The following is a 5,330-nucleotide window of genomic DNA, read 5'->3' on the forward strand; positions in this document are numbered from 1 at the left end:
ATAAAAAAACACCTCCTAATTGAATTTTAGGTATCTAAACCCGAATTCAATCGAAGATGCTTTTTTTATTTGTCTATACTTTGGGGGTCAGTCCCGAAATAGGCATGGAGTGTTTTTATTTTGAGAGGGATTTCGAGATTAAATGGTCTAAGCTAAATTAAAGCAAGCTAAAAAAGTCAGTCGATATAAGTAATAATGCCACGCCAATCCCAAACAATAATTCTGCAATCGTTGCAATGTAATCTCGTTTGTTTTCTGCATATTTCCATTCCATAAATGCACGTAAAAGCTCAGATAGTAATAAGAAAATGCTTATGACAAACCATGGTATTAAATGAGAATAAGTTCCGATTGATTGGTTAGTAAATGTATAATAGTTGCTGAATAAAAAAAGAATTATGAAAATAATTCGTACCGACCAATCTAACTTTTTATGTCTGTCGTTAACGTGATTATAAGAAAACCATTTCATTCTTTCGACACCTAACAGCTTTCTAATTACAAAGCCAAAAATCCAAAATACTATTACAAGGACAAGTAGCAAAACGAATAGTGACTCTGGAAAAAATCCATCCATTTACGTTTACCTCCTTGCAATATGTATCAAAATCCTACGTAAATAAAGTGCCCACTGATAATGACCAAATGATTATTATGAAAGATAATGTTAGCCAAAATGTATTCTTTGCCGTACTTACATCTTGTTTAGTTTTCTTAATAATGCTGACAAGATTTAAACAGAAGATGATTCCGAAGACTGGCATGAAGTACAAGTTAATTATTACAAAAATGCCAACATTAATTCCTTCTCAATTAACCCGTATTAATCTTTAGATTCAAAATCCTCTTTATCCTTCTTTAATAGCTCAATAATTTCTTTATTTTGATCCCGTATATCTTTTAAAATTCGTTCTAGTGACAACGCGGTAAATACTAAAATCACTACCAAAAAAAATATTAAAAAACCCATTGAATCTCACCAATCCTTTTGTTAATTTCATAATTAACTAGAAAATTCCATAATAATGAAATTGTATCATATCCCATTAGTAATTGTTAAATAAATGGTAATGGGGTGCTGATGGATGATTAAACTACGATACATAAGAAAATCCGCCCTCTCTAATTCAGTATTGTTTAGTGTCCCGAAGTTTTATAGAATGATAGGAAGTAGACTTTTAAGGAGGTAAAGAGGATGTGGCGTAATCGAAATGTGTGGATTGTGCTCATTGGTGAATTTGTCGTCGGACTTGGGCTATGGGCGGGAATTATCGGAAACTTAGCCTTTATGACGGAATTTGTGCCCTCCGATTTTTATAAATCCGTAATTTTAGCAATCGGTATGCTAGCCGGGGTGTTGGTCGCACCATTGGCAGGGAAAATTATTGATGCTAGTAGTAAAAAGAAAGTGTTAATCGCGTCATCTATTGCACGAGTGGTGACGGTATTAATTATGTTCGCTGCCATTGCCTTCGATTCTGTGCTATTAATGGTCGTCTTTTTAGTAGCGTTACAAATTGCAGCGACCTTTTTTATGCCGGCATTGCAGTCAATCATTCCTAAAATTGTCGATAAGAAAGACTTACTTACATTGAATGGCTGGCACATGAATGCCCGAACACTATCTCGAATTATTGGTGCCGCTGCAGCTGGATTATTTGTAGCGTATGCGGATTTAATTTGGCTATATGTTATCTCCCTCATTATGTACATTGCAATGGTCTTTGTATTATTCAGTTTGAAAGTTGATGAAGAGCGGTCAACGGCGAAAACGAAAGATAGTGGAAGTTTTAAAGAAGTATTACCGATTTTAAAGCGGTATCCAGTTGTGCTTGTTACATTAGTGTTAATTGTTGTGCCGATTTTATTTTTAGGGTCATTTAACTTAATGATTATGAAAATTTCACAGATGCATGATTCAACGAGTATTTCTGGTTTGCTTTATACAGCTGAAGGTATTGGATTTATGGTAGGTGCCATTGCGGTGAAATATGTTGGGATGAAGTTACGTACGGGGACAATGATGTTCGGTTTAGCGCTTTTCATCGGTTTCTTACAATCTCTGCTTTATTTCTCAACAATTGAAATGATGAATCTTGTTGTTTTTGGAATGTTTGGCTTTGCAGTCGGCTGTTTCTTCCCAACAACGATGACGATTTTCCAAAAAGAAGTTCCAGGGGAGTTTCATGGCCGCTTCTTTGCATTCCGTAATATGATCGATCAAACGTTATTCCAAGTAGTCTTACTTTCTACGGGGGCATTGCTAGATTGGTTTGGTTTACCGATTACAGGCTTGGTATTTGGTTTGTTTAGCTTAAGTTTAACGACAATTTTCATGATGTATTTGAAAATGAAAAAGTATCCAATCGCATTTGAATAACAGAAAAGGCGAAAAGGATGTCCGAAAGTTTATATTCGGATATCCTTTTCTTTGATTAGTTATAGTTTTTCATCCATTCTTGGAAGTTTACAATGACAGAATCAATGAATTTTACAGTTGCCTCATCTACTAATTGGCCTTGCTCATTAAATTTTGTATGTGCCGCACCAACGTAAACTTCATTCATTGGTAATAACGGTGAGTTTATGCCGCTTGCAAATAAAATGTCGCGTAAATGCATTTGTGCCTTAACTGTACCTAATGCCCCCATAGAAGCGCCCATGATTATAGAAGGTTTCCCGTGCATTACTTTGTCGACGCGGCTTATCCAGTCAATGGCATTCCCTAATACACCAGGAATTGTTGCATTGTATTCAGGTGTTACCCAAAGTACGGCGTCCGCAGCTTTTATTTTCGCTTTAAAATCTATTACTTCCAGAGGTGGGTTTAATTCTTCATCTTGATTATACATAGGGAGTGGCTTCAAATTTAAAATTTCTACTTCAAATTGGTCAGCATAGCGGGAGTGGATATGCTTTGCAAGCTGTAAATTATAAGATTCATTTCGGATACTACCAACGATTGCTACTATTTTCATTCTGTTACCTCCAAATTGTAGTTACATTATATAACCAAGCTTATAAAAGTAAATTAGAAACGTCTAACAATTTGCTTTTTCTCTTAAAAATTCGATAATAATATCTAAAAAATGGATTAATGCTCATTTTTACGAACTATTTATAGATAAAAGTATAAAATGTTCGTGAATAGGGTTGAAATTAAAAGAGTGAAATGATATATTACTAATATAAATTAAATACGTCGTCGTATAATGTCGGGAATATGGCCCGTAAGTTTCTACCGAATCACCATAAATGATTCGACTACGATTTAAAAATAAGATTCTTCGTTTGTGAAGTGAATTCTTATTTTTCCTTAAATCGTAGACATGCAGCATTTTACTTTGCATGTCTTTTTGATTTGAAGGATTCGGGTGCACTCGGCATGTTGGCAGACGACAACTTGGAGGAACATTTCACAATGAAAAAATATTTCGAGTTTGATAAACTTGGAACAAATTATCGCAAGGAAACACTTGGTGGATTAACAACTTTCCTATCAATGGCATACATTTTAGCTGTTAACCCAGGGATGCTTTCTGCAGCAGGTATGGATTATAATGCAGTATTCGTTGCAACGGCTCTTGCAGCAGCAGTGGGTAGTTTATTTATGGGGCTTATTGCAAGATACCCAATAGCACTAGCACCGGGTATGGGACTTAACGCATTCTTTGCTTTCTCGGTAGTATTAGGAATGGGTATGGCTTGGGAAACAGCATTAACAGGTGTTTTGTTCTCAGGGTTAGTTTTCATCCTTCTTTCATTAACAGGTTTACGAGAAACGATTATTAACGCAATACCAGCCCAATTGAAGTATGCAGTAGGTGCGGGTATTGGTTTATTCATTACATTTGTAGGTTTCCAAGGATCAGGTATTATCGTAGGGGACGAAGCAACTTTAGTTAAACTTGGTGATGTAACATCAGGTAACGCTCTATTAGCAGTATTCGGTGTAGTTATTACAGCAATCTTCATGGCTAAAAAAATCAACGGTGGTATTTTTTACGGGATGGTTATTACAGCGATTGCTGGTATGATCTTCGGTTTAGTAAAAGTTCCAGAAAAGTTCATCTCAGGTATTCCAGATGTTTCGCCTACGTTTGGTGCAGCATTTGATGCTTTTAAATCAATGGAAGTATTTACAACGACAGTGATCAACGCAGATTTCCTTATTGTCGTTCTAACATTCTTATTCGTTGACTTCTTTGATACAGCGGGTACTTTAATGGCAGTAGCAGGGCAAGCAGGTTTAGTAAAAGATAATAAATTACCACGTGCAGGTCGTGCTTTATTAGCGGATGCATTAGCAACAGTAACAGGTGCTATTTTCGGTACATCGACAACAACTTCTTACGTAGAATCTACTGCTGGTGTAGCGGCAGGAGCACGTACAGGTTTTGCTTCGGTTGTAACAGGTATTTTATTCTTATTAGCATTATTTATTTCTCCATTACTAGCAGTAGTAACATCAGCAGTAACTGCACCAGCGTTAATTATCGTAGGTGCGTTAATGGTTTCTTCATTACGATTGATTGAATGGGATAAGATCGAAATTGCAATTCCAGCATTTTTAGTTATCTTATGTATGCCACTTGGTTATTCAATCGCAACAGGTATCGCAATTGGTTTCTTATTCTACCCAATCACAATGATAGTTGCGGGTCGTAGTAAAGAAGTTCATCCAATCATGTACGGTATGTTCTTAATCTTCTTAGGATACTTTATCTTCTTATAAAAATAATCCAAAGCCATGAAATCGATTTTTGATTTCATGGCTTTTTTATATAGAGGAAAGTCTAAATTATTTTATATATTAATGTTTATTGATTAGGTTGAGACTAATGTGGGTAAACAATATTGGAAAGGTGTTAAAACCGTCTTTGTATATGGAAAGAAAGCGATAATAAGTGTAGTAAAACAATAACTTAAACGGGATAGGGGTAATTTATTGATGAATAGTTATTCCGTTTCTATTGGTTTTTCATATTTATATTAGGGTGACAAGTAAAGATACTTTACTCTCTATATAATAGGAAGAAACTTAATTTAAGTGGTTTGTGTAAAATCCGAATATTTATTCTTTTAAAAAAGGCTTGTAATGTAACGGGAATAAGGTGTATATTTAAACACGTTGCTGCGACACAAACGCAAACAACAAAAAAGAATTTGTAAAGTTGTTGACAAACGAAGTTGATTACTTTATAGTATTAAGAAGTCGCGCTAAAACGTAACTGAATGAACCTTGAAAACTGAACAAGCAAACGTTAATGATTTAAACGTTTAAGTGATGAACTTAAACAAATTATAGATATCAACTTTATGTTGATACG

At 35.0% G+C, this 5,330-nt stretch carries 3 protein-coding genes, 1 pseudogene and 1 riboswitch; of the genes and pseudogenes, 2 read left to right on the top strand and 2 right to left on the bottom strand.

Going from position 1 to position 5,330, the window contains the following annotated elements:
* Positions 1-157: 157 nt before the first annotated feature.
* Positions 158-577: a DUF4181 domain-containing protein gene (locus ACQKIH_RS22185; RefSeq protein ID WP_427768994.1), complete on the bottom strand. Its 420-nt coding sequence runs from the start codon at positions 575-577 to the stop codon at positions 158-160.
* Positions 578-1,189: 612 nt separating this feature from the next.
* Between ACQKIH_RS22185 and ACQKIH_RS22190 the strand changes: the two are divergent.
* Positions 1,190-2,380 (top strand): annotated as a pseudogene (locus tag ACQKIH_RS22190) (MFS transporter); the annotation flags it as partial.
* A 55-nt stretch (positions 2,381-2,435) separates the two neighbouring features.
* Here the strand turns inward: ACQKIH_RS22190 and ACQKIH_RS22195 are convergent.
* Complete coding sequence (locus ACQKIH_RS22195; RefSeq protein ID WP_057988964.1) at positions 2,436-2,978, bottom strand: NADPH-dependent FMN reductase; 543 nt, start codon at positions 2,976-2,978, stop codon at positions 2,436-2,438.
* A gap of 207 nt (positions 2,979-3,185) precedes the next feature.
* Positions 3,186-3,287, top strand: a riboswitch (purine riboswitch).
* A gap of 134 nt (positions 3,288-3,421) precedes the next feature.
* Between ACQKIH_RS22195 and ACQKIH_RS22200 the strand changes: the two genes are divergently transcribed.
* On the top strand, positions 3,422-4,735 hold the full coding sequence (locus tag ACQKIH_RS22200) for an NCS2 family permease (RefSeq protein ID WP_057988966.1): 1,314 nt from the start codon (positions 3,422-3,424) through the stop codon (positions 4,733-4,735).
* Positions 4,736-5,330: the final 595 nt, after the last annotated feature.

It is taken from the genome of Solibacillus cecembensis (assembly GCF_050272495.1).
Taxonomy (GTDB): Bacteria; Bacillota; Bacilli; order Bacillales_A; family Planococcaceae; genus Solibacillus; species Solibacillus cecembensis.

Bases quoted from the DNA above. Each gene is read 5' to 3' on its own strand.
- ACQKIH_RS22200 (WP_057988966.1), top strand. From the start codon at position 3,422: ATGAAAAAATATTTCGAGTTTGATAAACTTGGAACAAATTATCGCAAG.
- ACQKIH_RS22195 (WP_057988964.1), bottom strand. From the start codon at position 2,978: ATGAAAATAGTAGCAATCGTTGGTAGTATCCGAAATGAATCTTATAAT.
- ACQKIH_RS22185 (WP_427768994.1), bottom strand. From the start codon at position 577: ATGGATGGATTTTTTCCAGAGTCACTATTCGTTTTGCTACTTGTCCTT.